Here is a 24438-nt window from a genome sequence, read left to right as displayed (position 1 = left end):
GCGGTGTTGCCCCTACACCGGTGCGGCGAAGTTGAGCCGGAACTGTTGCGGCGTCACCCCCAGTCGGCGGTTGAACACGCTGCGCATGTGCTGGGCATCGCGAAACCCGCATTGATAGGCCACGGTCTTGAGCGGTGCGCGGCTGCTTTCGAGCATCACCCGCGCCGCATCCACCCGCGCCCGCTCGACGAACTCCGCCGGGGTGATCCGCGCTTCACGGGCGAACACCCGGGAGAAGTTGCGCGCACTCATATTGGCCGCGTTGGCCAGGTCCGCGATGGTCAGATCGCCGGTCAGGTTCGCCAGCACATACACTTGCACCAGCGCCACCGCCGAAGTGGTTTCGGCGTGGGGCGTGAGGAACGGGCTGAACTGCGACTGCCCGCCCGCACGCTGGGTGAACACCACCAAGCGCTTGGCCACGCTCAACGCCACTTCCGGCCCGTGGTCCTGGGCCAGCAGGTACAGCGACAGGTCGATCCCCGCCGTGACCCCGGCCGAGGTGTAGAGGTTGCCGTCCTGCATGTAGAGGCGGTCGGCCTCGACCCGGGCGCTGGGGCACAACCGCGCCAGATCGGCGGCATCGCCCCAATGGGTGGTGACGGTTTTCCCGTCGAGCAGGCCGGCGCGGGCCAGTATGAAGGCGCCGTTGCAAATCGAACCGAAGCGCTGCGCCCGCGCCGCGGCCCCACGCAGCCAATCATCGAAGTGCGCGCCGAAATCTTCGAAAGGCAACTGCGGCCCGCCGGCGACCAGAAGCAGGTCATAGGCTTGCAACGCTTCGCGGTAATGCCGATGGGCCTGCAACGACAGGCCGTTGGAACAGGCCATATTGCCGTGGTCCAGGCCGATCACGTCCAACTGGTACTGGTCGTCGGGCGACAGGAAACGGTTCGCTTCGCAGAACACATCCAGCGGGCCGGTCACGTCCAGTGACTGGACGCCGGGGAAAATCAGAATGCCGACGGTCTTGCTCATGAACAGGCACACCTTTACCTAACCGGATAAACACAGAACCCCTGTGGGAGGGGGCAAACGCCCTTCCACCTTTGGATTTTCGCAGGCTTCACGGGGGATATCGTCTGCTACACCCTAGCCGACTTTCACTTGGCACGATGTAGCAGCACATTGGCCGACATCGCACCCTCGCTGCGATAGCCCCTTCCCCGGCGCGCGACCAGACTGGCTGCCTCGGCGCCACCCTGGCGCTTTCTTGCGGAGAACGACCATGAGCACCAGCATCGCCGGCATCAAGATCCCGGACAGCGCCCTGGCCAGGGCCACCACCGACTACATCCGCGATATCGAATCCGACCTGCTCTACCACCACTCGCGCCGGGTGTTTCTGTTCGGCGCGTTGAGCGGTGAGCGCAAGCAACTGGCCTATAACCCGGAGCTGCTTTACGTCGGCGCGATGTTCCATGACCTGGGCCTGGTCGAAGGCCATCGCAGCGACGACCAGCGTTTCGAAGTCGACGGCGCCAACGCGGCGGCGGACTTCCTCAAGCCGCATGGGCTGAGCGATGACGACATCGAACAGGTGTGGCTGTCCATCGCACTGCACACCACGCCGGGCGTGCCGCAGCATTTGCGGCCGACCGTGGCGCTGGTCACCGCCGGCGTCGAGATGGACGTGCTGGGCATGGACTACGCCGCATTTACCCCCGTGCAGCGCGAAGCCGTGGTGCATGCACATCCACGCGGTGAAGGGTTCAAGGAATGCATCATCTGCGCGTTCGCCGACGGCTTGCGCCATCGCCCGCAGACCACGTTCGGCAACGTGAAGACCGATGTGCTGGTGGATCAGGAGCCGGGGTTCAAGCCGATGAACTTTGTCAAGGTGATTCGCCAGTCGCCGTGGACGGCCTGATCAACCTGGAATGCGGTCAAAATGTGGGAGGGGGCTTGCCCCCGATGGCGGTGGATCAGTCACAGCTTCAGTGACTGACACTCTGCTATCGGGGGCAAGCCCCCTCCCACATTTGCACCGTGTCGGCCATTAGACCGGCGCAGGCGCCCGACGCTTGTCCGGCTGCTGCCAGCCATCGGCGGCCGCTTCTTCGATCGACAGGTCCAGCTCGCGCAAGCGCGCCGACACCACCACCGCCACATACGCCGCGCAGAACGTGGTGTGGGCGATCCAGATGGTGACGGCCTGATCAACCTGGAACGCGGTCAAAATGTGGGAGGGGGCTTGCCCCCGATGGCGGTGGATCAGTCACAGCTTCAGTGACTGACACTCTGCTATCGGGGGCAAGCCCCCTCCCACATTTGCACCGTGTCGGCCGTTAGACCGGCGCAGGCGCCCGACGCTTGTCCGGCTGCTGCCAGCCATCGGCTGGCCGCTTCTTCGATCGACAGGTCCAGCTCGCGCAAGCGCGCCGACACCACCACCGCCACATACGCCGCGCAGAACGTGGTGTGGGTGATCCAGATGGTGACGGCCTGATCAACCTGGAACGCGGTCAAAATGTGGGAGGGGGCTTGCCCCCGATGGCGGTGGATCAGTCACAGCTTCAGTGACTGACACTCTGCTATCGGGGGCAAGCCCCCTCCCACATTTGCACCGTGTCGGCCGTTAGACCGGCGCAGGCGCCCGACGTTTGTCCGGCTGCTGCCAGCCATCGGCGGCCGCTTCTTCGATCGACAGGTCCAGCTCGCGCAAGCGCGCCGACACCACCACCGCCACATACGCCGCGCAGAACGTGGTGTGGGTGATCCAGATGGTGACGGCCTGATCAACCTGGAACGCGGTCAAAATGTGGGAGGGGGCTTGCCCCCGATGGCGGTGGATCAGTCACAGCTTCAGTGACTGACACTCTGCTATCGGGGGCAAGCCCCCTCCCACATTTGCACCGTGTCGGCCATTAGACCGGCGCAGGCGCCCGACGCTTGTCCGGCTGCTGCCAGCCATCGGCTGGCCGCTTCTTCGATCGACAGGTCCAGCTCACGCAAGCGCGCCGACACCACCACCGCCACATACGCCGCGCAGAACGTGGTGTGGGCGATCCAGATGGTGACGGCCTGATCAACCTGGAATGCGGTCAAAATGTGGGAGGGGGCTTGCCCCCGATGGCGGTGGATCAGTCACAGCTTCAGTGACTGACACTCTGCTATCGAGGGCAAGCCCCCTCCCACATTTGCACCGTGTCGGCCATTAGACCGGCGCAGGCGCCCGACGCTTGTCCGGCTGCTGCCAGCCATCGGCGGCCGCTTCTTCGATCGACAGGTCCAGCTCACGCAAGCGCGCCGACACCACCACCGCCACATACGCCGCGCAGAACGTGGTGTGGGTGATCCAGATGTGGACGGCCTGATCAACCTGGAACGCGGTCAAAATGTGGGAGGGGGCAAGCCCCCTCCCACATTTGCACCGTGTCGGCCGTTAGACCGGCGCAGGCGCCCGACGCTTGTCCGGCTGCTGCCAGCCATCGGCGGCCGCTTCTTCGATCGACAGGTCCAGCTCGCGCAAGCGCGCCGACACCACCACCGCCACATACGCCGCGCAGAACGTGGTGTGGGCGATCCAGATGGTGACGGCCTGATCAACCTGGAACGCGGTCAAAATGTGGGAGGGGGCTTGCCCCCGATAGCAGTGGATCAGTCACAGCTTCAGTGACTGACACTCTGCTATCGGGGGCAAGCCCCCTCCCACATTTGCACCGTGTCGGCCGTTAGACCGGCGCAGGCGCCCGACGCTTGTCCGGCTGCTGCCAGCCATCGGCGGCCGCTTCTTCGATCGCTTGCTGGATCGCCTTCTTGCGCATCTCTTCGGCACGTCGGCTGAAGAACCACACCAGGAAAGTCACCAACGACACCGCCAGCAGAATCAGGCTGGCCACGGCGTTGATCTCCGGTTTGACCCCCAGGCGCACCGCCGAGAAGACTTCCATCGGCAAGGTGGTCGAACCCGGGCCCGACACGAAGCTGGCGAGTACCAGGTCATCGAGGGACAGCGCGAAGGACATCATCCCACCCGCCGCCAACGACGGCGCGATCATCGGGATGGTGATCAGGAAGAACACCTTCCACGGCCGCGCGCCCAGGTCCATCGCCGCTTCTTCGATCGACAGGTCCAGCTCACGCAAGCGCGCCGACACCACCACAGCCACATACGCCGCGCAGAACGTGGTGTGGGCGATCCAGATGGTGACGATGCCACGTTCCTGGGGCCAACCGATCATCTGCGCCATCGCCACGAACAGCAGCAACAGCGACAGACCGGTGATCACCTCGGGCATGACCAACGGCGCGGTCACCAGGCCGCCGAACAGCGTGCGGCCCTTGAACTGGCTGATGCGCGTCAGCACGAACGCCGCCAGCGTACCCAGCGCCACGGCCGCGATGGCCGTGTAGCAGGCGATTTCCAGGGAACGCGCCACCGAGCCCATCAACTGGGTGTTGTCCAGCAGGCCCACGTACCACTTGATCGACCAACCGCCCCACACCGTCACCAGCTTGGATTCGTTGAACGAGTAGATCACCAGGATCAGCATCGGCAGGTAGATGAACAACAACCCCGCCACCAGCATGAAGCTTGAGAAACTGACGCGCTTCATATCTTGCCCTCCATCTCTTTGGCTTGGCTGCGGTTGAACAGGATGATCGGCACGATCAGGATCGCCAGCATCACCACCGCCAGGGCAGAAGCCACCGGCCAGTCACGGTTGTTGAAGAATTCTTGCCACAACACTTTACCGATCATCAGGGTTTCCGGGCCGCCGAGCAGTTCCGGGATCACGAACTCGCCCACCACCGGGATGAAGACCAGCATGCAACCGGCGATGATGCCGTTCTTGGACAGCGGCACGGTGATCTTCCAGAAGCTGTTGAAGGTGCTCGAACCCAGGTCCGAGGCAGCTTCCAGCAGGCTCTGGTCGTGTTTCACCAGGTTGGCGTACAGCGGCAGGATCATGAACGGCAGGTACGAATAGACCACGCCGATATACACCGCGATGTTGGTGTTGAGGATCTGCAGCGGCTCGTTGATCAGCCCGATGGACATCAGGAAGCTGTTGAGCAAGCCGTTGTTGCTGAGGATGCCCATCCACGCGTACACGCGGATCAGGATCGCGGTCCAGGTCGGCATCATGATCAGCAGCACGAGGACGGTCTGCATCTCTTTGCGCGCACTGGCAATCGCATAGGCCATCGGGTAGCCGATCACCAGGCACAGCAGGGTGCTGAAGAACGCCATCTTCAGCGAGCCCAGGTACGCGGCGATGTACAACTCATCGTCGCCGAGCATCGCGTAGTTGGCCAGGTTCAGCACCAGTTGCAGCTTCTGCTCAACGAAGGTGTAGATCTCGGTGTAAGGCGGGATCGCCACGTCGGCTTCGGCAAAGCTGATCTTCAGGACGATGAAGAACGGCAGCATGAAGAACAGGAACAGCCAGAGGAAAGGGATCCCGATGACCACATGCCGGCCACCGGGGGTTATTCGTTGCAGCTGGCGCTTGAATTTTTTCATGTTCATGAGCGAAGTACCACGCCGCTGTCGTCTTCCCACCACACGTACACCTGATCACCCCAGGTTGGGCGCTGGCCACGGCGTTCGGCGTTGGCGACGAAGGATTGCACGAGCTTGCCGCTCGGCAACTCGACGTAGAACACCGAGTGGCCGCCGAGGTAGGCGATGTCGTGGACCTTGCCGCTGGACCAGTTGTGCTCGCAGGTCGGCATTTGGGTGGTGACCAGCAGTTTTTCCGGGCGGATGGCGTAGGTCACCGACTTGTCTTCCACCGAGGTGGCGATGCCGTAGCCGACGTAGATGTCGCGGTCCAGGTCCGGGCACTTGAGCACTGCGTGGCCTTCAGCGTCGTCGACCACCTGGGTGTCGAAGATGTTGACGTTGCCGATGAACTCGCACACCAGGCGGCTGGTCGGCGTCTCGTAGATGTCGACCGGGCTGCCGATCTGCGCGATCCAGCCCAGGTGCATGATCGCGATGCGCTCGGCCATGGTCATGGCCTCTTCCTGGTCGTGGGTCACCATCACGCAGGTCACGCCGACGCGCTCGATGATTTCCACCAGTTCCAGCTGCATCTGCGAACGCAGTTTCTTGTCCAGCGCCCCCATCGGCTCATCGAGCAGCAGCAGTTTCGGGCGCTTGGCCAGGGAACGGGCCAGGGCCACACGCTGGCGCTGGCCACCGGACAACTGGTGCGGCTTGCGCTTGGCGTACTGGCTCATCTGCACCAGCTTGAGCATCTCGGCCACGCGGGCGTCGACTTCGGCCTTGGGGATCTTGTCCTGTTGCAGGCCAAACGCGATGTTCTGCGCCACTGTCATGTGCGGGAACAGCGCGTAGGACTGGAACATCATGTTGATCGGCCGCTCGTAGGGCGGCATGTCGGTGATGTCCACACCGTCGAGGTAGATGCGACCCTCGGTTGGGCGCTCGAAACCTGCGAGCATGCGCAACAAGGTGGATTTGCCCGAACCCGAACCGCCGAGCAAGGCGAAGATCTCGCCTTTCTTGATTTCCAGGGACACATCGTCCACGGCAATCGTCTCGTCGAACTTCTTCGTGACCCGGTCGATTTTGACCAGCACCTTTTTCGGTGTCTGGTCGCCCTCGAGGGCTTTCTTATAGGCGCCGGAGGCAACTGCCATTTACGAAACTCCCAAAAAAAAGAGTGCAGTTCGCCCGACGCGGGCGAACCCAGGATAGTTTGAGCCTTACTTGCCCGTCTTGACCTTGGTCCAGCTACGGGTCATTAAACGCTGCACTTTCGGGGGTAGCTCGAAGTTGACAAATGTCCGGTCGAGAACCGCCTGCGGTGGGTAAACCGCTTCGTCGGTGCGTATCGATTGCTCCATCAGTGCGTCCGCCCCTGGGTTAGGGTTGGCATAACCGACGTAATCACTGACCTGAGCGATAACCTCAGGTTGCAGTAAATAGTTGATGAAGGCGTGGGCTTCTTTAACGTTGGCCGCGTCCTTGGGGATCGCCAGCACGTCAAACCACAGGTTGCCGCCTTCTTTCGGAATCGCGTAGGCGATGTTCACGCCCTTGCCCGCCTCGGCTGCGCGGGCCTTGGCCTGGAACACATCGCCGGAGAACCCGGCCGCCACGCAGATGTTGCCGTTGGCCAGGTCGGAGATGTATTTGGAAGAATGGAAGTAGGTCACATAAGGCCGCACTTTCAGCAGTTTCGCTTCGGCCTTCTTGTAGTCTTCGGGGTTCTCGCTGTTGGGGTTCAGGCCCATGTAGTTGAGCACCGCCGGCAGCATTTCATCTGCCGAGTCCATGAAGGACACGCCGCACGTCGCGAGCTTTTTCATGTTTTCCGGCTCGAACAGCACGGCCCAGGAGTCGATCTTGTCGACGCCCAGCACTTCTTTGACTTTATCGACGTTGTAACCGATGCCGTTGGTGCCCCACAGGTACGGCACGGCGTATTGGTTGCCCGGGTCGTTCTTTTCCAGGCGCTTGAGCAGCGCCGGGTCGAGGTTGGCGTAGTGAGTCAGCAACGACTTGTCGAGCTTCTGGAACGCCCCGGCCTTGATCTGTTTGCCGAGGAAGTGATTGGACGGCACCACCACGTCGTAACCGGTACGTCCGGCCAGCAACTTGCCTTCCAGGGTTTCGTTGGAATCAAACACGTCATACACAGGCTTGATACCGGAGGCCTTTTCAAAGTTGGCCAGGGTGTCGGGGCCGATGTAGTCCGACCAGTTATAAACATGCACAGTCGATGCGGCCTGCACGCTGACAGCCAGCGTGATACCGGCACCTACCAGCAAGGCTTGGCGAAATAAAGAAAATGGCAAGTGGAGGTCCTCTTAAATAGTTGGGCCCAAAGTTGTTGCCCGGCAACAAAACCGGCGCGCAACTTACCCTCGATAAACCGATCCGGCAAAACTTTCTGTCATTTAATTACTGTACGGCTACCGCTCTTTGTAGGAGCGAGCTTGCTCGCGAAGAACTCACAGGCAACGCGGGCGACCAGAGGCGCTGCGTTATCGTTGAGGATTTTCGCGAGCAAGCTCGCTCCTACAGGTTACCTCGCTTACTTACCGGATTTGATTTTGGTCCAGCTACGGGTCATTTCACGCTGAGTCGCTGCCGGCAAGTCGGCAATGGCATACAGCTTGGCTTGCACGTCCGCTGGCGGGTAGATGCCTGGGTCGCTGGTGATGTCTTTGTCGACCAATGCGGTGGCTTTCTCGTTACCGTTCGGGAAACGCACGCTGTTGGTGATCGCAGCCATGACTTTCGGCTCGAGCAGGTAGTTCATGAACTTGTAGGCCGCTTCGACGTTTTCGGCATCTTTAGGGATGGCGACCATGTCATAGAAACTGCCGGCGCCTTCCTTCGGAATGTCATACGCCACTTTGACCTTGCCACCGGCTTCAGCCGCGCGGGATTTGGCCTGCTGGATGTCACCCGAGTAACCCACGGCTACGCAGATGTTGCCGTTGGCCAGGTCGGAGATGTACTTGGACGAGTGGAAGTAGCCGATCGAAGGACGGATCTTCAGGAACAGGTCTTCAGCTTGCTTGAGGTCGGCTTTCTTCTGGCTGTCGGTCGGCAGGCCCAGGTAATGCAGCGCGATCGGCAGCATTTCGGTTGGCGAATCGAGGAAGCTCACACCGCAGCTCTTGAGCTTGGCGATGTTTTCCGGCTTGAGCAGGATGTCCCACGAATCGATCTTGTCGACGCCCAGCGCGGCCTTGACCTTCTCCGGGTTGTAACCGATGCCGATCGAACCCCACATGTACGGGAAAGCGTGCTTGTTGTCCGGGTCGCTGACAGACACGGCCTTGAGCAGCGACGTGTTCAGGTTTTCGTAGTTGGACAGCTTGGACTTGTCCAGCTCCTGGTAGACGCCGGCCTTGATCTGCTTGGCGAGGAAGTTGTTCGACGGTACGACGATGTCGTAACCGGACTTGCCTGCCAGCAACTTGGCTTCAAGGGTCTCGTTGCTGTCGAATACGTCGTACACCACTTTGATGCCCGACTCTTTTTCAAAGTTGGCGATGGTGTCCGGAGCAATGTAGTCGGACCAGTTATAGATGTGCAGCACTTTATCGTCTGCCTGGGCCGCGCCCGCCATTGCGCCCATCAGGGACAACGCGAGGAGGGTCTTGCCAGCGTTCTTCAAACCTAATGCCTTCATTTGGTGATGCTCCAATTTTCTTTTTTGGGCCGCAGCATGCTTCATCGATATACAGCTGTTCGGCAGCCCGTCGAAGGGCAGCAAAACAGGACTACAGTCTGGCAAGTTAGGGGGCCGGCTTTCAACTAACCCCCCACTTTTATAACTGCCCGAACGCAGCGCCCGAGAGTCACTGCGTTCTGAGCCTAGCACTTAGCCCTGCAATGCCGCCAAAGTCAGGTCCAGGCAATGACGAGCCTTGGTCACCAGCTCGTCGATTTCGGTCTTGCTGATCACCAGCGGCGGCGAAATGATCATGGTGTCACCCACGGCGCGCATGATCAGGCCATTCTCGAAGCAGAAGGTTCGGCAGATCATGCCAACACCGCGGCCTTCGTAACGCTTGCGCGTCGCTTTGTCCTGAACCAGTTCAATCGCACCGAGCATGCCGACACCACGCACTTCACCCACCAACGGATGATCAGCCAGCTCCCTCAGACGTTTCTGCAAATACGGTGCCGTTTCATCATGCACACGCTTAATAATTTGTTCATCGCGCATGATGCGGATGTTTTCCAGGGCGACCGCCGCGGCCACCGGGTGACCGGAGTAGGTGAAGCCGTGGTTGAAATCGCCGCCTTCATTCAGCACCGCCACCACCTCGTCGCGCACGATCAGGCCACCCATCGGGATGTAGCCCGAGGTCAGGCCCTTGGCGATGGTCATCATGTCCGGCTTGAGGTCGTAGAAATCGCTGCCGAACCACTCGCCGGTACGGCCGAAACCGCAGATCACCTCGTCGGCGACGAACAGGATGTCGTACTTGGCGAGGATTTCCTTGATGCGCGGCCAGTAGCTGTCCGGCGGCACGATCACGCCACCGGCGCCCTGGATCGGCTCGGCAATGAAGGCGCCGACGTTGTCCACGCCCAGTTCCAGAATCTTCGCTTCCAGCTGGTTGGCGGCCCACACGCCGAACTCTTCAGGGCTCATGTCGCCGCCTTCGCCAAACCAGTACGGCTGGGCGATGTGGACGATACCCGGGATCGGCAAGTCGCCCTGCTCATGCATATAAGTCATACCGCCGAGGCTGGCGCCGGCCACGGTGGAGCCGTGGTAGCCATTCTTGCGGCTGATGATGATTTTCTTGTTCGGCTGGCCCTTGATCGCCCAATAGTGGCGGACCATGCGCAACATGGTGTCGTTGCCTTCGGAGCCGGAACCGGTGAAGAACACGTGGTTCATGCCGGCCGGTGCAACGTCGGAGATCGCCTTGGCCAGTTCCAGCACCGGCGGGTGGGCGGTCTGGAAGAACAGGTTGTAGTACGGCAGTTCTTTCATCTGCTTGGCGGCGGCGTCAGCCAGTTCATCGCGACCGTAACCGATCGCCACGCACCACAGGCCGGCCATGCCGTCGAGGATCTTGTTGCCTTCGCTGTCCCACAAGTAAACACCGTGGGCTTTAGTAATGATCCGTGGGCCTTTCTCTTTCAACTGCTTGAAGTCGCTGAACGGCGCCAGGTGGTGATCACTGCTCAAGGCTTGCCATTCACGGGTTTGCGGGTTGTTGCTGGACATACCAATCTCCTAGACTTTTCAGTGGAGGGCGCGCCGTTCAACGGGCGCGCCCGGCGCATCAGACGGCGAAGAGCAGGAACTCCCGCTCCCACGAACTGATCACGCGCTTGAAGTTTTCATGCTCGGCCCGCTTGACCGCGACGTAGCCAGTGATGAATTTGTGACCCAGGTATTTCTCGATGGTCTTGCTGTTTTCCATACGTTCCAGGGCGTCTTCGATGGTCAACGGCAGGCGCAGGTTGCGCCGCTCGTAACCACGACCGACGACCGGCGCGCTTGGGTTGTGCCCTTCGACCATGCCGATGTAGCCGCACAACAGGCTGGCGGCGATCGCCAGGTACGGGTTGGCGTCTGCGCCCGGCAGGCGGTTTTCCACGCGACGGTTCTGCGGGCCGGCATCCGGTACGCGCAGGCCGACGGTGCGGTTTTCTTCGCCCCACTCCACGTTCACCGGTGCCGAAGTGTCCGGCAGGAAGCGGCGGAACGAGTTCACGTTGGGGGCAAACAGCGGCAGCAATTCGGGGATGAATTTCTGCAGGCCGCCAATGTGGTTGAGGAACAGTTGGCTCATGGTCCCGTCTTCATTGGAGAAGACGTTCTTGCCGGTGGCGATGTCGATGATGCTCTGGTGCAGGTGCATCGCGCTGCCGGGCTCGCCGGTCATCGGCTTGGCCATGAAGGTGGCGGCCACGTCGTGCTTGAGCGCGGCTTCACGCATGGTGCGCTTGAACACCAGGATCTGGTCGGCCAGGGACAGCGCGTCGCCGTGACGGAAGTTGATTTCCATCTGCGCCGTGCCGTCCTCGTGGATCAGGGTGTCGAGGTCCAGCTCCTGCAGTTCGCACCAGTCGTAGACGTCCTCGAACAGCGGGTCGAATTCGTTGGCCGCTTCTATAGAGAACGACTGCCGACCGGTTTCCGGGCGCCCGGAACGGCCGATCGGCGGTTGCAGCGGGAAGTCCGGGTCTTCGCAGCGCTTGGTCAGGTAGAACTCCATCTCCGGCGCCACGATCGGCTGCCAGCCTTTGTCGGCGTAGAGCTTGAGGACTTTCTTGAGCACGTTGCGCGGCGACAGCTCGATCGGGTTGCCTTGCTTGTCGTAAGTGTCGTGGATCACCTGGGCGGTAGGCTCGATGGCCCACGGCACCAGGAACACCGCGTTCTGGTCGGGGCGGCAGATCATGTCGATGTCGGCCGGGTCGAGCAATTCGTAATAGATGTCGTCTTCGACATAGTCGCCGGTCACGGTCTGCAACAGAACGCTCTCGGGCAGGCGCATGCCTTTCTCGGCGATGAACTTGTTGGTCGGCGAGATCTTGCCCCGGGTGATACCGGTGAGGTCGCCAATCATGCATTCGACTTCTGTGATCTTGTGGTCTTTCAACCAATCGGTGAGCTGGTCGAGGTTGTTACTCATAAATGCCTCTGGGCTGGGTTTCCTGACGTTCATTAAAGGTCAGGCGTCGGTTGACGCATCGGCGTCGCTGGTTCATCAGAGTGGGAGCTTAACCGCCATTTGGGGTGCCGTTGCACTCCTAAAGCAAAAGGCTTGCCTCCCGTGCAGGATAATGAGCGGCAACCGCAAAAAAGGCAGGACCGGCGTCATGAAAAGGGCGAGTACAAGAAAATGAACGGGGCACGCGAACAGCGTCCTGGCCGTCAAGAATAATGGCCGGATCGAAGGGGCTTATCGGGGATGGAATCATCAATGGGAATGCGCGTTCGCAACATTCGACACGGATCTGAAAAGCATGCAGACCGACCTGTTTCGCGCAGGTGGTGATGCCGATTAACGGCAGGCCAGACATGAAGCACCCCGGTATTATTGCTGTTATGGGTTTGAATCGAGCTTAGCCTTGTTCATTTTTTTACACAACACCCCCGTAAAAAATACAACACGGCCCGCTCAAGCCTGCTAGTCCCAAGCCGGGCAACCGAGCAAAACCGCCCCAAAAAGCCCCAAAAAAGCCCTCGTGGCGCTTTTTTGGGGCAAAAAAGGCCTCGCTTGACTTCGGCATGCCGTTCGGGTTGACTGAAACCTGAAAAGATCAATGATTGATATTTTTAACAACAAAGGTGTTGCATCATGTCGGTACCCCCGCGTGCCGTTCAGCTTAACGAAGCGAACGCGTTCCTTAAGGATCATCCTGAGGTTCTGTACGTAGACCTTCTAATTGCGGATATGAATGGTGTGGTGCGCGGTAAGCGCATCGAACGCACCAGCCTCCACAAGGTTTACGAGAAAGGCATTAACTTGCCTGCCTCTTTATTTGCCCTGGATATCAACGGCTCAACGGTGGAAAGCACCGGCCTGGGCCTGGACATCGGCGATGCTGACCGAATCTGCTATCCAATCCCCGACACCCTGTGCAATGAACCTTGGCAAAAGCGCCCGACCGCGCAACTGCTGATGACCATGCACGAAATTGAAGGTGAACCTTTCTTCGCCGATCCGCGCGAAGTACTGCGTCAGGTTGTAAGCAAATTCGACGACCTCGGTCTGACTATCTGCGCTGCCTTCGAGCTTGAGTTCTACCTGATCGACCAGGAGAACGTGAACGGCCGCCCACAACCGCCCCGCTCGCCGATCTCCGGCAAACGCCCGCACTCGACACAGGTCTACCTGATCGACGACCTCGACGAATATGTCGACTGCCTCCAGGACATCCTGGAAGGTGCCAAAGAGCAAGGCATCCCGGCTGATGCCATCGTCAAGGAAAGTGCCCCGGCGCAGTTCGAAGTGAACCTGCACCACGTGGCCGACCCGATCAAGGCCTGCGACTACGCGGTACTGCTCAAGCGCCTGATCAAGAACATCGCCTACGACCATGAGATGGACACCACCTTCATGGCCAAGCCTTACCCAGGCCAGGCAGGCAACGGTTTGCACGTACACATTTCGATCCTGGACAAGGACGGCAAGAACATCTTTGCCAGCGAGGATCCCGAGCAGAACGCCGCATTGCGTCACGCGATCGGCGGTGTGCTGGAGACCCTACCCGCCCAGATGGCGTTCCTGTGCCCCAACGTCAACTCCTACCGTCGTTTCGGCGCACAGTTCTACGTGCCGAACTCGCCGTGCTGGGGCCTGGACAACCGCACCGTGGCGATCCGCGTGCCGACCGGCGCGGCCGACTCCGTGCGTATCGAACACCGCGTGGCCGGTGCCGATGCCAACCCCTACCTGCTGATGGCTTCGGTCCTGGCGGGCGTACACCACGGCCTGACCAACAAGATCGAACCGGGCGCGCCAGTGGAAGGCAACAGCTACGAGCAGAACGAACAAAGCCTGCCGAACAACCTGCGCGATGCCCTGCGCGAGTTGGATGACAGCGAGGTGATGGCCAAGTACATCGATCCTAAATACATCGATATCTTCGTCGCCTGTAAGGAAAGTGAGCTGGAAGAGTTCGAACACTCCATCTCCGACCTTGAGTACAACTGGTACCTGCATACCGTGTAAGCGCTGGTTGCACTGAAAAAACGTCGCAGGCCTTTGGTCTGTGGCGTTTTTTTATGGGTTGCTTTTGGTAGACCGAGTTGGCCGCCATCGGGAGCAAGCTCCCTCCCACACTCGAACCGGTTTCTTCAGGAAAACTCGTTCAAATGTGGGAGGGAGCTTGCTCCCGATGGCGGCCTGGCAGACAACACCGGCTCCTGCTCATACAATGCCCGCTGCCTTGTAGGAGACTTCCATGACCACCCGCCCCGCCGCCCCTCGCAAACCCCGCGCCCGCAGCCAGGCCCGGATCGACGCGATCCTCGACGCCGCCCGCACGTTGCTGGCGTCCGAAGGCGTGGCCGGTTTGTCGATCTACAGCGTGGCCGAGCGCGCACAGATTCCGCCGTCGTCGGTGTACCACTTTTTCGCCAGCGTGCCGGCGCTGCTGGAAGCGTTGACCGCCGACGTCCATGCGGCATTCCGCGCCGCAATCCAGGCGCCCATCGCGCATGATTCACTCAAGTATTGGCGCGACCTGTCTTACATCGTCGAACAGCGCATGCTCACCATCTACAGCAACGACGCCGCCGCCCGCCAGTTGATCCTGACCCAGCACGGGCTGACCGAAGTGAATCAGGCCGACCGCCAGCACGATCTGGAGTTGGGTGACTTGATGCTGGCCGTGTTCAACCGGCATTTCGAAGTGCCGACCCTGCCCGCCGATGTGGACGTGTTCGCGCTGGCGCTGGAATTGAGTGATCGCGTGTATGCGCGTTCGGTGCATCAGCATGGGCTGATCACGCCGCGCATGGCTGAGGAAGGCATGCGCGTGTTCGATGCGTATGTGGGGCTTTATCTGCCGGCGTATTTGCCCAAGCGGGGCGTCACTGTCTGATGGATGTGTTGTCTGGCAGGGCCTCATCGGGAGCAAGCTCCCTCCCACATGTGACCGAGTTTTCCTGAAGAAACCGGTTCGAATGTGGGAGGGAGCTTGCTCCCGATAGCGCCCTCAAGTGATCACAACTTGGCGATCGACACCTCGGTGGATTTGACGAAGGCAATCACCTCGCTGCCGATCACCAGCTCCAACTCCTTGACCGAACGGGTGGTGATCACCGACGTCACGATCCCGGACGCGGTCTGCACGTCGATTTCCGAGAGCACGTCGCCTTCGACGATTTCCTTGACGGTGCCTTTGAACTGGTTACGCACGTTGATGGCTTTGATAGTCATGTCGTTTTTCCTTCGTGGGACAAGTGAGTTATTGCGCCCACCGCAATTGCGTAGGCAACGGTGAAACGGGTTCGGGTTCCGGCGGGGTGCCGGGCAGCGACAGCACACGGTTGAGCACCTGCGCTTCGAGCGCGGCCAGGCGATGCGAGCCTCGGGCGCGTGGACGCGGCAGGTCAACGATCAGGTCGAGGCCGATTTCGCCGTCTTCGATCAGGATCACCCGGTCGGCAATGGCCACGGCTTCGCTGACGTCGTGGGTTACCAGCAACACGGTGAAACCATGCTTCTGCCAGAGGCTTTCGATCAGTTGCTGCATCTCGATGCGGGTCAACGCATCCAGCGCGCCCAACGGCTCATCGAGCAACAACAGACGCGGCTGATGAATCAACGCACGCGCCAGGGCCACACGCTGCTTCTGGCCACCGGACAAGGCCGCCGGCCACTCATTCGCACGCTCGGCCAGGCCGACCGCTTCGAGCGCTTCCAGTGCCTTGGGACGCCAGTTGCCCTTGAGGCCGAGGCCGACGTTGTCGATGATCTTTTTCCACGGCAGCAGACGCGCTTCCTGGAACATCAACCGCGTGTCTTCGATCGCCTCGCCAAGCGGCGCGGCGCCGGCCAGCAGCTCACCGCTGCTGGCCTTGTCGAGGCCGGCGAGCAGGCGCAGCAAGGTACTTTTGCCGCAGCCACTGCGGCCGACCACGGCAACGAACTGGCCCGCCGGAATATGCAGGTCGATGCCCTTGAGCACTTCCCGCGCGCCAAAGGCCTTGCGCAATTTGCGCACCGCCAGGGGAATCCCCTTCAGCAGGCGCGGAGGTTGTTGAGCGGTCATGCCGCACCTCCTTTATTCACTTGATAAGCCGGATGCCAGCGCAGCCACACACGCTCCAAGCCGCGCGCCGCGAGGTCGGCCAGCTTGCCGAGAATCGCGTACATGACGATGGCCAGCACCACCACGTCGGTTTGCAGGAATTCACGGGCGTTCATCGCCAGGTAACCGATACCGGAACTGGCCGAAATGGTTTCCGCCACGATCAGCGTCAGCCACATAAAGCCCAGGGCAAAACGCACGCCCACCAGGATCGACGGCAGCGCGCCCGGCAGGATCACCTGGCGGAACAGGCTGAAGCCAGACAAGCCGTAGCTGCGGGCCATTTCCACCAGTGCCGGGTCGACGTTGCGGATGCCGTGGTAGGTGTTGAGGTAGATCGGGAACAGCGTGCCTAGGGCGACCAGGAAAATCTTCGCGGTCTCGTCAATGCCGAACCACAGGATCACCAGCGGGATCAGCGCCAGGTGCGGCACGTTGCGGATCATCTGCACCGAGCTGTCCAGCAGGCGCTCGCCCCACGTCGACAGGCCGGTGATAAAGCCCAGGGCCAGACCGATGCTGCCACCGATCACAAAACCCAGGCCCGCGCGCCAGCCGCTGATGGCCAGGTGCGTCCAGATTTCACCGCTGCGTACCAGGTTGACCCCGGCCTCGATCACCGCGCTCGGCGCCGGCAGAATCCGCGTCGACAACCAACCCGCCGACACCGACAACTGCCACACCGCCAACAGCAACACCGGCAGCACCCAAGGCGCCACGCGATGGCTCAGTTTTTCCACATTCATGGCGCCACCTCAGCTCTGTGACGCCGCTTTGGGAAGGATGTCGTTGGCGACCATCTCGCCGAACGGGCTCACGTAGCCGGCACTTTTCGGCAACTCGGGGCGTTCGATATCCAGGTGCGGGAACAGCAACTCGGCGACGCGATACGATTCTTCCAGGTGTGGATAACCGGAGAAGATAAAGGTGTCGATGCCCAGCGCCGCGTATTCCTTGACCCGCGCCGCAACCGTCGGGCCATCGCCCACCAGCGCGGTGCCGGCCCCGCCGCGCACCAGGCCGACGCCGGCCCACAGGTTGGGGCTGACTTCGAGGTTGTCGCGGCTGCCGCCATGCAAGGCCGCCATGCGCTGCTGGCCGACCGAATCAAAGCGCGCCAGCGAGGCCTGGGCGCGGGCGATGGTGTCGTCGTCCAGGTGCGAGATCAGTTTGTCGGCGGCTTTCCAGGCTTCATCGTTGGTTTCGCGCACGATCACATGCAGACGAATGCCGAAGCGCACCGTGCGCCCGAGCTTCGCGGCCTTGGCCCGCACCTGTTCGATCTTTTCCGCGACCGCGGCCGGTGGCTCGCCCCAGGTCAGCACCATGTCCACCTGTTCGGCCGCCAGGTCCTGCGCGGCTTCGGAGGAACCGCCGAAGTACAGCGGCGGACGCGGTTGCTGGATCGGCGGGTAAAGCAGTTTGGCGCCTTTGACGCTGATGTGTTCGCCGTCGTAATCCACGGTTTCGCCTTCCAGCACACGACGCCAGATGCGGGTGAACTCCACCGAGGCCTGGTAGCGTTCTTCGTGACTGAGGAACAGACCGTCGCCGGCCAATTCTTCCGGGTCACCGCCGGTCACCAGGTTGAACAGCGCACGGCCGCCGGACAGGCGATCGAGGGTCGCGGCCTGACGCGCGGCCACCGTCGGCGAAATGATCCCGGGGCGCAGCGCGACCAGGAACTTCAGACGCTGGGTCACCGGGATCAGCGAAGCGGCCACCAGCCACGAGTCTTCGCAGGAACGCCCGGTGGGGATCAACACCCCGCCGAAGCCAAGGCGGTCGGCCGCCTGGGCCACTTGCTGCAGATAACCGTGGTCGACGGCGCGAGCGCCTTCGGCGGTGCCAAGGTAATGACCGTCGCCATGGGTAGGCAGGAACCAGAAAATAGTGAGGCTCATGGAGTTGTCTCCTGAAGAAGTCGGATTACGGCGCGTTGGCCACTGCAGCGGGCGGCGTCCAGATCACGTCCTTGATGCTCAAGGGTTTGGGGATCAATTTGAGTTGGTAGAAGCTGTCGGCAATCTTCTGCTGCGCGGCGACCACCGCCGGGGTCAGGAACAGCGCGCCATAGCCCTGGCGTTTCACCGAGGTCAGGGTGATGTCCGCCGGCAGGCCGAGCAGCGGCGCGACCTGTTCGGTGACTTGCTGCGGGTTGGCCTTGGACCACTCGCCCACCGCGCGCACTTCTTCCACCAGCGCCTTGATCACTTCGGGGTGTTTTTCGGCGTAGGGCCTGGTGGCCAGGTAGAACTGATGGTTGTCGGCAATCCCGCTGCCGTCACGCAAGGTGCGGGCTTGCAGTTGTTTCTCGGCGGCGGCCTGGTACGGGTCCCAGATGACCCAGGCGTCCACGCTGCCACGCTCGAACGCGGCACGCGCATCGGCGGGCGGCAGGAACACGGTCTGTACGTCGGTGTATTTCAGGCCGGCATCTTCCAGGGCCCGCACCAGCAGGTAGTGAACGTTGGAGCCCTTGTTGAGCACGACTTTCTTGCCCTTGAGCTCGGCCACCGATTTGATCGGCGAGTCCTTCGGCAGCAGGATCGCTTCACTGGTCGGCGCCGGCGGTTCGTAGGCCACGTAGAGCAGATCGGCACCGGCGGCCTGGGCGAATACCGGCGGGGTTTCGCCAGTGACGCCGAAGTCGATCGAGCCGACATTCAGGCCTTCGAGCAATTGCGGGCCGCCCGGGAACTCGGTCCACTGCACCTGCACACCGTCGGCGGCCAGGCGCTTTTCCAGGGTGCCCTTGGCCTTGAGCAGCACCAGGGTGCCGTATTTCTGATAGCCGATCCGCAGGGTTTCGGCAGCGTGGGCTTGAACAATGGCGCCGAAGGACACAGCCGCAGCAAACAGTGCGACCAGACCACGACGCAAGATGACAGTGAGCATGGCGCTCTCTCCAAAAATGCGATTGGGGGGTTGGCTGCACCTGCTTGGCCGTTGGCGGCTGAGTAAGGTGAGTACTTCGTGAATCGGTAAGGCTTAAATGCTCCAGCGAGCACTCAACAAACGTTCATTCAACACATGCGGGTCCAACGGTTTCGGGCGACGGGCCATGGCGGCGTAGAAGGTTTCCAGGGCCTCGCTCAAGCGTTGTTCGAGGACCGGCACCAGTTGCGCCTGGGCACTGCCTTCGCCGTAAGCGATCTGGCTGTCTTCGGCAAAGATCCCGTGGAGCAATTCCTGGGCTTTGAGCGCCGACAGCACCGGCTTCAATGCGTAGTCCACCGCCAGCATGTGGGCGATGCTGCCGCCGGTGGCGATGGGCAATACCACCTTGTGGGCCAGGGCGCGTTCGGGCAGCAGGTCGAGCACGGTTTTCAGCGCGCCCGAGAACGAGGCCTTGTACACCGGCGTGGCGATCACCAGGCCGTCGGCATTCGCCACTTGTTGCAACAAGTCGATGACTTTGGGGCTGTCGAAGCGCGCATGCAGCAAGTCTTCGGCCGGGAAGTCCCGTATCTGATAACTCACCACTTCCACGCCCTGCTGTTGCAGCCACTGACGGGTTTTATCCAGCAAGACCCCGGAGCGGGAACGCTGGCTGGGACTGCCTCCAAGTGTTACGACCAGCATGTAGGAAATTCCTTTAGCAAGTGTCGGCGGTTCGCTGTGTGGCGATGGCGCCAAGATGGAACAGACCATATCAGCAGATTTATATATCTATAAATCTTATTTTTTCATTTGTTTATTCCTTAAAAGAATAAACCATCCATCAATCGCCAGGCGAAAAAAAGGCCGTCGAAACGGCCTCAAAACCGCTGCCATGTGAGTACACAGCGTCTATCTGTAGGAGCGAGCCTGCTCGCGAAAACCGTCAACGATGACGCAGGCTTTCTGGATGTCCGCAGTAACCGCGCATGCTTCGCGAGCAGGCTCGCGCCTACAGGTAATTCAGCGATTGGGTTGCGGTGTCAGCCGCAGATACGGCTTCACCGCCCGATACCCTTTGGGAAAGCGTTTCTTGATTTCTTCCTCGTCCTTGAGCGACGGCACGATCACCACCTCATCGCCGTCCTGCCAGTTGGCGGGCGTGGCGACTTTGTAGTTGTCGGTCAGTTGCAACGAGTCGATAACCCGCAGGATTTCGTGGAAGTTGCGCCCGGTGCTGGCCGGGTAGGTGATCGTCAGGCGGATCTTCTTGTGCGGGTCGATCACGAACAAGGAACGCACGGTGAGGGTGTCACTGGCGTTCGGGTGGATCAGGTCGTAGAGGTCCGAGACCTTGCGGTCGGCGTCGGCCAGGATCGGGAAGTTGACGAGCGTGTTCTGGGTTTCGTTGATGTCTTCGATCCACTTGAGGTGCGAGTCCACCGGGTCTACCGACAGGGCGATGGCCTTGACGCCACGCTTGGCGAATTCGTCCTTGAGTTTGGCGGTGAAGCCCAGCTCGGTGGTGCATACCGGCGTGAAGTCCGCCGGGTGGGAAAACAGCACACCCCAGCTGTCGCCCAGCCACTCGTGGAAACGAATCTTGCCGGCGCTGGAATCCTGTTCGAAGTCGGGGGCGATGTCGCCCAGTCTTAGGCTCATGGTGTGGCTCCTGATGAGTGCTTATGGAGCCCACTGTGCATGGATTACGGATTATTTAAAAAGAATAAATATCGATTTATCTAGACGATATAGGAATATTAAAAATGTGTTCACTGGACCTTGGAACAGGCGAGAGTCAACATTCGTTTCAAGGTTCGAGAAGGCCTTGAGACGCTGTAAAAAAGAGGGGGTCAGGAAGGGCTTGCGGGGGTTGAGCCCGACTTGATTGAACGTGAGAAAAACCTCGCGGTAACGCGAGGTTTTCCTTATCCAGCCTTACAAGAAGCTGTAGGAGTAGCTGAAGATCAGGCGTGTCTGATCCTGGTCCTGGATACCAGTGCCGCTGCCACGGTACGCACCGTGCCGCAGAGTGGTGCCAAAACCTTTGAGCGCGCCGGCCTGAATGGTGTAGTCGATACGCATATCGCGTTCCCACTCGGACTGATCACTGCCACCGCCCACGGCTTTGATGTTGTCGCCGTGCAAGTAGGCAATCGAGGTTCGCAGACCTGGAACACCCAGTGCAGCGAAGTCGTAAGAGTACTGACCGAAGGTGGTGTTTTCACCCGCGCGGACGAAGGAGTTGATCATGCTGTCGGTGAACAGGTAGAAGCTCGACCCGCCGGCACCTTCGTTACGACCATTACCATCCACAACGCTACCCTGGTTCAGCCAGACGAAACCACCGTCATCGTTGACACGCTGGTGACCGAGCATAACGGCGCTGCCACCCAGGGTGTAGGTGAACATGGCGCTCCAGGTCTTGTTATCAACCTCGCCGGCGTTCTTCGCGTAACCACCGTTGTTGTTGAAGCGATAGCCGGCCTGACCGTTCTTGCCATCAGAACTGCTGTCGAAGTAGCGCAGGTCGGTCTTGAAGGACTGACCTTCGCTGATCGGGTATACGTGCAACAGGCCCAGGAAGTGCTGCTTATAGTAGTCTTCGAGGTTTGCGTAGTAGTACTGCAGGGTCAAGTCTTTGGTGACCTTCCAATCAGCGCCACCAAAACGGAACTTATTGCTTTCCTCGGTACCGCCGTTGACGGCCAGGCCAGTGCTGTTGGTTGAAGCACGACCAGTGGCATGTTCGAGTTGACCGGCGTTGAAGGTCACATTGTCGATTTCTTTGGAAGTGACAGTGCCGCCTTCAAAGGTTTGCGGCAACAAACGACCGTCGCTGGCGATCAGGATTGGAAGGTTCGGCGACAGCGCACCACCCAGGTGTGCTTCAGTCTTGGAGAAGCGGGCCTTGGCGTTAGCACTCGCACTGCTCCAGTTGCTTACGGCAGACCCATCGGAGTCACTTGGAACGAAGGAGTTGTTGTTTGGGTGATGGCCCCGACCACCATCCAGGTGAATACCTACCAATGCCTGGGCGTCGATACCAAAACCAACGACACCTTGAGTGAAGCCGGACTTGTAATCGAACTTCAGGCCGGTGGCTGTTTCGCGTTGATCAGCACCGCCATCACGCTGATCGTTATCGAAATACAAGGTACGCGAGCTGACACTGGCCTTACTGTCTTCAATGAAACCGGCTGCTGCAGCTTGCTGGGCGATTGCCGCCAACGCTATAGCCAACGCCAATGTGGACTTCTTCATGTACCGCTCCTCTCATTTCTAATTTTTGTATTTCTTTGGTCCTGGGTCTAACGCCCGAGATCCACAGATGCGCGATTAGCGCCAGATAGTGACTACCAAGTCAATCGTAACCTTGTGTGTCTACTACCTTCGTCTAATCGCAGTTTGTTTGGTCCCTGCAGGGTAATGAATTTTTCATACACCCAAAAAGAATTATTTCATTCTTTTTCATACGCTTTTGGAATAAGCCTCTGCATGAAACAAGACGCGTCAGCATAGACGAACCTTTGCATAAGCTAATTTCTAAAAGGCATTTCTTGATCGCTTTTTAGATCTTTTTAGCTGAACGCACCGTCATATACGTCACCCAGGATCAAAAAAGCGACGTCATCATGGCCAAACGCCCATCTTCCCGTCAATTTGTTACAGTTTTTGTATCGCTAATATTTCATGCCGGCGTGAGAGCCGCCGATCGAGCCGTCTGGCAGCGAAAGCTTCGCGCAATTTATCCCTCTACGCCTTGATCGTATCGGCTCAAAATCAAGAATCCTTAAACTTTAGTAGGGGGCACGGGTGGCACGATGACGCACCCCGGGGGTTGATCGGCCACGTCATCGCTACGCCCTTCGCCCGTGGGACGTACCGATCTTCGAAGTGACAAGCTGGTTTGGCGGCGAACGCATCACCTCGGGTTAACGCAACGACCGAGGCCTGCATCGCAGGCAAACCAGCTCAGAGGCTGGGAGGGCGGGGTGTTACAGGGCCTTCTCGAAAATCTTCGAGTTACGCTGATAGTTGTACAGCGATGCCCGCGCCGAAGGCAGGCGATCCACGCTGCTGGGCACAAAGCCGCGCTCGCGGAACCAGTGCGCCGTGCGCGTGGTGAGCACGAACAGGGTCTTCAACCCCTGCGCCCGGGCGCGCGCCTCGATGCGCTCGAGCAGTTCATCGCCGCGCCTGCCGTGGCGATACTCCGGGTTGACTGCCAGGCACGCCAGCTCCCCCGCGTCCGAATCGGCGATCTGATACAGCGCCGCGCAGGCGATGATCATGCCTTCGCGTTCGACCACGCTGAACTGCTCGATCTCACGCTCCAGTACTTCCCGCGAACGGCGTACCAGGATGCCCTGCTCTTCCAGCGGGCTGATCAGGTCGAGCAAGCCGCCGACGTCTTCGATCGCCGCCTCGCGCACCAGCTCGAATTGTTCCTGGGCCACCAGCGTACCGCCGCCATCACGGGTGAACAGTTCGGTGAGCAGCGCACCGTCTTCGACATAGCTGACGATATGGCTGCGGCCTACCCCGCCCCGGCAAGCTTCGGCAGCCGCATCGAGCAATTCAGCCTGGTAGTTGCTTCCCAGGCGTTGCAGGTGCGCCGGCACTTGTTGCGGGCGCAGTTCACGCACCAGGCGGCCATTTTCATCGATCAGGCCAGGATCGGCACCGAACAGCAGCAACTTATCGGCGGCCAGGTCGATGGCGGCGCGGGTGGCGACGTCTTCGCAGGCCAGGTTGAAGATCTCGCCGGTGGGCGAATATCCCAGGGGCGACAGCAGCACGATGGAGCGCTCGTCCAGCAGACGATTGATGCCTTTGCGGTCGACCCGACGCACTTCGCCGGTGTGGTGGAAGTCCACGCCTTCGAGCACGCCGATCGGGCGTGCCGTCACCAGGTTGCCGCTGGCCACGCGCAAGCGCGAGCCCTGCATCGGCGACGAGGCCATGTCCATCGACAGGCGCGCTTCAATGGCGATGCGCAGATGGCCGACCGCATCGATCACACACTCCAGCGTGGCGGCATCGGTGATGCGCAGGCCGTTGTGGTAAACCGGGTCGAGCCCGCGCGCTTCAAGGCGCGCTTCAATCTGTGGGCGCGAACCGTGGACCAGCACCAGTCGCACTCCCAGGCTGTGGAGCAGCACCAGGTCGTGGACGATATTGCCGAAGTTCGGATGATCCACACCGTCGCCGGGCAGCATGACCACAAAGGTGCAGTCGCGGTGGGCGTTGATGTAGGGCGAAGCGTGACGAAGCCAATTGACGTAGTCGGGCATGGAACCTGGGCCTGTAATAAAAAGCAGCCG

The 24438-nt window shown here is 60.5% G+C and carries 21 protein-coding genes and 6 pseudogenes; 3 read left to right on the top strand and 24 right to left on the bottom strand.

Features of this window, described 5'->3' with window-relative positions; translation table 11 throughout:
- Positions 1 to 12: 12 nt before the first annotated feature.
- Positions 13 to 978: a GlxA family transcriptional regulator gene (locus C5F70_RS26170; RefSeq protein WP_057003979.1), complete on the bottom strand. Its 966-nt coding sequence runs from the start codon at positions 976 to 978 to the stop codon at positions 13 to 15.
- Positions 979 to 1228: 250 nt separating this feature from the next.
- On the opposite strand from C5F70_RS26170, the gene C5F70_RS26165 reads away from it, so the two are divergent.
- On the top strand, positions 1229 to 1870 hold the full coding sequence (locus C5F70_RS26165) for an HD domain-containing protein (protein WP_104904278.1): 642 nt from the start codon (positions 1229 to 1231) through the stop codon (positions 1868 to 1870).
- Positions 1871 to 2023: 153 nt separating this feature from the next.
- Here the strand turns inward: C5F70_RS26165 and C5F70_RS26160 are convergent.
- The 14 genes and pseudogenes from C5F70_RS26160 to C5F70_RS30705 all read right to left on the bottom strand — a co-directional run.
- Positions 2024 to 2152 (bottom strand): annotated as a pseudogene (locus C5F70_RS26160) (putrescine ABC transporter permease PotI); the annotation flags it as partial.
- 188 nt (positions 2153 to 2340) lie between these two features.
- A pseudogene (locus C5F70_RS26155) lies at positions 2341 to 2442 on the bottom strand (putrescine ABC transporter permease PotI); the annotation flags it as partial.
- Between the two features lie 160 nt (positions 2443 to 2602).
- Positions 2603 to 2731, bottom strand: a pseudogene (locus tag C5F70_RS26150) (putrescine ABC transporter permease PotI); the annotation flags it as partial.
- A 188-nt stretch (positions 2732 to 2919) separates the two neighbouring features.
- Positions 2920 to 3021, bottom strand: a pseudogene (locus C5F70_RS26145) (putrescine ABC transporter permease PotI); the annotation flags it as partial.
- A 160-nt stretch (positions 3022 to 3181) separates the two neighbouring features.
- Positions 3182 to 3310, bottom strand: a pseudogene (locus tag C5F70_RS26140) (putrescine ABC transporter permease PotI); the annotation flags it as partial.
- 99 nt (positions 3311 to 3409) lie between these two features.
- Positions 3410 to 3538: pseudogene (locus C5F70_RS26135) on the bottom strand (putrescine ABC transporter permease PotI); the annotation flags it as partial.
- Positions 3539 to 3674: 136 nt separating this feature from the next.
- Complete coding sequence (locus C5F70_RS26130; RefSeq protein WP_046381717.1) at positions 3675 to 4559, bottom strand: ABC transporter permease subunit; 885 nt, start codon at positions 4557 to 4559, stop codon at positions 3675 to 3677.
- Positions 4556 to 5476, bottom strand: a complete 921-nt coding sequence (locus C5F70_RS26125; protein ID WP_046381716.1) for an ABC transporter permease subunit — start codon at positions 5474 to 5476, stop codon at positions 4556 to 4558. Before C5F70_RS26125 ends, C5F70_RS26130 begins: the two co-directional genes overlap by 4 nt.
- The gene (locus tag C5F70_RS26120; protein ID WP_017845078.1) at positions 5473 to 6615 is read right to left on the bottom strand and encodes an ABC transporter ATP-binding protein; all 1143 of its coding nucleotides are present in this window, start codon (positions 6613 to 6615) and stop codon (positions 5473 to 5475) included. Before C5F70_RS26120 ends, C5F70_RS26125 begins: the two co-directional genes overlap by 4 nt.
- Before the next feature lie 66 nt (positions 6616 to 6681).
- Positions 6682 to 7776 carry a polyamine ABC transporter substrate-binding protein gene (locus C5F70_RS26115; protein WP_046487885.1) on the bottom strand — a complete coding sequence of 365 codons (1095 nt, stop codon included), beginning with the start codon at positions 7774 to 7776 and terminating at the stop codon, positions 6682 to 6684.
- A gap of 239 nt (positions 7777 to 8015) precedes the next feature.
- Positions 8016 to 9110 carry a polyamine ABC transporter substrate-binding protein gene (locus tag C5F70_RS26110; protein WP_026139797.1) on the bottom strand — a complete coding sequence of 365 codons (1095 nt, stop codon included), beginning with the start codon at positions 9108 to 9110 and terminating at the stop codon, positions 8016 to 8018.
- A 207-nt stretch (positions 9111 to 9317) separates the two neighbouring features.
- Positions 9318 to 10682 carry an aspartate aminotransferase family protein gene (locus C5F70_RS26105; protein WP_017845081.1) on the bottom strand — a complete coding sequence of 455 codons (1365 nt, stop codon included), beginning with the start codon at positions 10680 to 10682 and terminating at the stop codon, positions 9318 to 9320.
- Positions 10683 to 10740: 58 nt separating this feature from the next.
- The gene (locus C5F70_RS26100) at positions 10741 to 12099 is read right to left on the bottom strand and encodes a glutamine synthetase family protein (protein WP_017845082.1); all 1359 of its coding nucleotides are present in this window, start codon (positions 12097 to 12099) and stop codon (positions 10741 to 10743) included.
- Between the two features lie 118 nt (positions 12100 to 12217).
- Positions 12218 to 12490 carry a glutamine amidotransferase gene (locus C5F70_RS30705; protein WP_128192375.1) on the bottom strand — a complete coding sequence of 91 codons (273 nt, stop codon included), beginning with the start codon at positions 12488 to 12490 and terminating at the stop codon, positions 12218 to 12220.
- Positions 12491 to 12768: 278 nt separating this feature from the next.
- Here C5F70_RS30705 and C5F70_RS26095 point away from each other — a divergent pair, with 278 nt between their 5' ends.
- Together C5F70_RS26095 and C5F70_RS26090 are read left to right on the top strand one after the other, a co-directional pair.
- Positions 12769 to 14145 carry a glutamine synthetase family protein gene (locus tag C5F70_RS26095; protein ID WP_026139798.1) on the top strand — a complete coding sequence of 459 codons (1377 nt, stop codon included), beginning with the start codon at positions 12769 to 12771 and terminating at the stop codon, positions 14143 to 14145.
- Positions 14146 to 14377: 232 nt separating this feature from the next.
- On the top strand, positions 14378 to 15019 hold the full coding sequence (locus tag C5F70_RS26090) for a TetR/AcrR family transcriptional regulator (protein WP_046381715.1): 642 nt from the start codon (positions 14378 to 14380) through the stop codon (positions 15017 to 15019).
- Positions 15020 to 15141: 122 nt separating this feature from the next.
- On the opposite strand, the gene C5F70_RS26085 is transcribed toward C5F70_RS26090, so the two are convergent.
- The 9 genes from C5F70_RS26085 to argA all read right to left on the bottom strand — a co-directional run bounded on the left by C5F70_RS26085 (position 15142) and on the right by argA (position 24408).
- Complete coding sequence (locus C5F70_RS26085; RefSeq protein ID WP_017845085.1) at positions 15142 to 15357, bottom strand: molybdopterin-binding protein; 216 nt, start codon at positions 15355 to 15357, stop codon at positions 15142 to 15144.
- 28 nt (positions 15358 to 15385) lie between these two features.
- The gene (gene ssuB, locus C5F70_RS26080) at positions 15386 to 16192 is read right to left on the bottom strand and encodes an aliphatic sulfonates ABC transporter ATP-binding protein (protein ID WP_104904277.1); all 807 of its coding nucleotides are present in this window, start codon (positions 16190 to 16192) and stop codon (positions 15386 to 15388) included.
- Positions 16189 to 16977, bottom strand: coding sequence for an aliphatic sulfonate ABC transporter permease SsuC (gene ssuC, locus C5F70_RS26075; RefSeq protein ID WP_046381713.1), 789 nt, complete (start codon positions 16975 to 16977; stop codon positions 16189 to 16191). Before ssuC ends, ssuB begins: the two co-directional genes overlap by 4 nt.
- 9 nt (positions 16978 to 16986) lie before the next feature.
- Positions 16987 to 18135 (bottom strand): FMNH2-dependent alkanesulfonate monooxygenase, encoded by a 1149-nt coding sequence (gene ssuD / locus C5F70_RS26070; RefSeq protein ID WP_057003983.1) that lies wholly within the window; start codon positions 18133 to 18135, stop codon positions 16987 to 16989.
- Positions 18136 to 18160: 25 nt separating this feature from the next.
- Complete coding sequence (locus C5F70_RS26065; protein WP_104904276.1) at positions 18161 to 19129, bottom strand: sulfonate ABC transporter substrate-binding protein; 969 nt, start codon at positions 19127 to 19129, stop codon at positions 18161 to 18163.
- A 93-nt stretch (positions 19130 to 19222) separates the two neighbouring features.
- Complete coding sequence (gene ssuE, locus C5F70_RS26060) at positions 19223 to 19816, bottom strand: NADPH-dependent FMN reductase (protein ID WP_017845090.1); 594 nt, start codon at positions 19814 to 19816, stop codon at positions 19223 to 19225.
- 318 nt (positions 19817 to 20134) lie between these two features.
- Complete coding sequence (locus tag C5F70_RS26055; protein WP_017845091.1) at positions 20135 to 20773, bottom strand: peroxiredoxin; 639 nt, start codon at positions 20771 to 20773, stop codon at positions 20135 to 20137.
- A gap of 276 nt (positions 20774 to 21049) precedes the next feature.
- Positions 21050 to 22375: an OprD family porin gene (locus C5F70_RS26050; protein WP_046487893.1), complete on the bottom strand. Its 1326-nt coding sequence runs from the start codon at positions 22373 to 22375 to the stop codon at positions 21050 to 21052.
- Positions 22376 to 23109: 734 nt separating this feature from the next.
- Positions 23110 to 24408 (bottom strand): amino-acid N-acetyltransferase, encoded by a 1299-nt coding sequence (gene argA / locus C5F70_RS26045; protein WP_104904275.1) that lies wholly within the window; start codon positions 24406 to 24408, stop codon positions 23110 to 23112.
- Positions 24409 to 24438 lie beyond the last annotated feature (30 nt).

It is taken from the genome of Pseudomonas sp. LH1G9, from assembly GCF_002949975.1.
Classification (GTDB): Bacteria; Pseudomonadota; Gammaproteobacteria; order Pseudomonadales; family Pseudomonadaceae; genus Aquipseudomonas; species Aquipseudomonas veronii.
This window is presented reverse-complemented; position numbering and strand designations above follow the sequence as displayed.

Bases quoted from the DNA above. Each gene is read 5' to 3' on its own strand.
- C5F70_RS26125 (WP_046381716.1), bottom strand. From the start codon at position 5,476: ATGAACATGAAAAAATTCAAGCGCCAGCTGCAACGAATAACCCCCGGT.
- C5F70_RS30705 (WP_128192375.1), bottom strand. From the start codon at position 12,490: ATGTCTGGCCTGCCGTTAATCGGCATCACCACCTGCGCGAAACAGGTC.
- C5F70_RS26085 (WP_017845085.1), bottom strand. From the start codon at position 15,357: ATGACTATCAAAGCCATCAACGTGCGTAACCAGTTCAAAGGCACCGTC.
- argA (WP_104904275.1), bottom strand. From the start codon at position 24,408: ATGCCCGACTACGTCAATTGGCTTCGTCACGCTTCGCCCTACATCAAC.
- ssuE (WP_017845090.1), bottom strand. From the start codon at position 19,816: ATGCTGGTCGTAACACTTGGAGGCAGTCCCAGCCAGCGTTCCCGCTCC.
- C5F70_RS26095 (WP_026139798.1), top strand. From the start codon at position 12,769: ATGTCGGTACCCCCGCGTGCCGTTCAGCTTAACGAAGCGAACGCGTTC.
- C5F70_RS26090 (WP_046381715.1), top strand. From the start codon at position 14,378: ATGACCACCCGCCCCGCCGCCCCTCGCAAACCCCGCGCCCGCAGCCAG.
- C5F70_RS26065 (WP_104904276.1), bottom strand. From the start codon at position 19,129: ATGCTCACTGTCATCTTGCGTCGTGGTCTGGTCGCACTGTTTGCTGCG.
- C5F70_RS26165 (WP_104904278.1), top strand. From the start codon at position 1,229: ATGAGCACCAGCATCGCCGGCATCAAGATCCCGGACAGCGCCCTGGCC.
- C5F70_RS26120 (WP_017845078.1), bottom strand. From the start codon at position 6,615: ATGGCAGTTGCCTCCGGCGCCTATAAGAAAGCCCTCGAGGGCGACCAG.
- ssuC (WP_046381713.1), bottom strand. From the start codon at position 16,977: ATGAATGTGGAAAAACTGAGCCATCGCGTGGCGCCTTGGGTGCTGCCG.
- C5F70_RS26130 (WP_046381717.1), bottom strand. From the start codon at position 4,559: ATGAAGCGCGTCAGTTTCTCAAGCTTCATGCTGGTGGCGGGGTTGTTG.
- ssuD (WP_057003983.1), bottom strand. From the start codon at position 18,135: ATGAGCCTCACTATTTTCTGGTTCCTGCCTACCCATGGCGACGGTCAT.
- C5F70_RS26100 (WP_017845082.1), bottom strand. From the start codon at position 12,099: ATGAGTAACAACCTCGACCAGCTCACCGATTGGTTGAAAGACCACAAG.
- C5F70_RS26050 (WP_046487893.1), bottom strand. From the start codon at position 22,375: ATGAAGAAGTCCACATTGGCGTTGGCTATAGCGTTGGCGGCAATCGCC.
- ssuB (WP_104904277.1), bottom strand. From the start codon at position 16,192: ATGACCGCTCAACAACCTCCGCGCCTGCTGAAGGGGATTCCCCTGGCG.
- C5F70_RS26105 (WP_017845081.1), bottom strand. From the start codon at position 10,682: ATGTCCAGCAACAACCCGCAAACCCGTGAATGGCAAGCCTTGAGCAGT.
- C5F70_RS26055 (WP_017845091.1), bottom strand. From the start codon at position 20,773: ATGAGCCTAAGACTGGGCGACATCGCCCCCGACTTCGAACAGGATTCC.
- C5F70_RS26170 (WP_057003979.1), bottom strand. From the start codon at position 978: ATGAGCAAGACCGTCGGCATTCTGATTTTCCCCGGCGTCCAGTCACTG.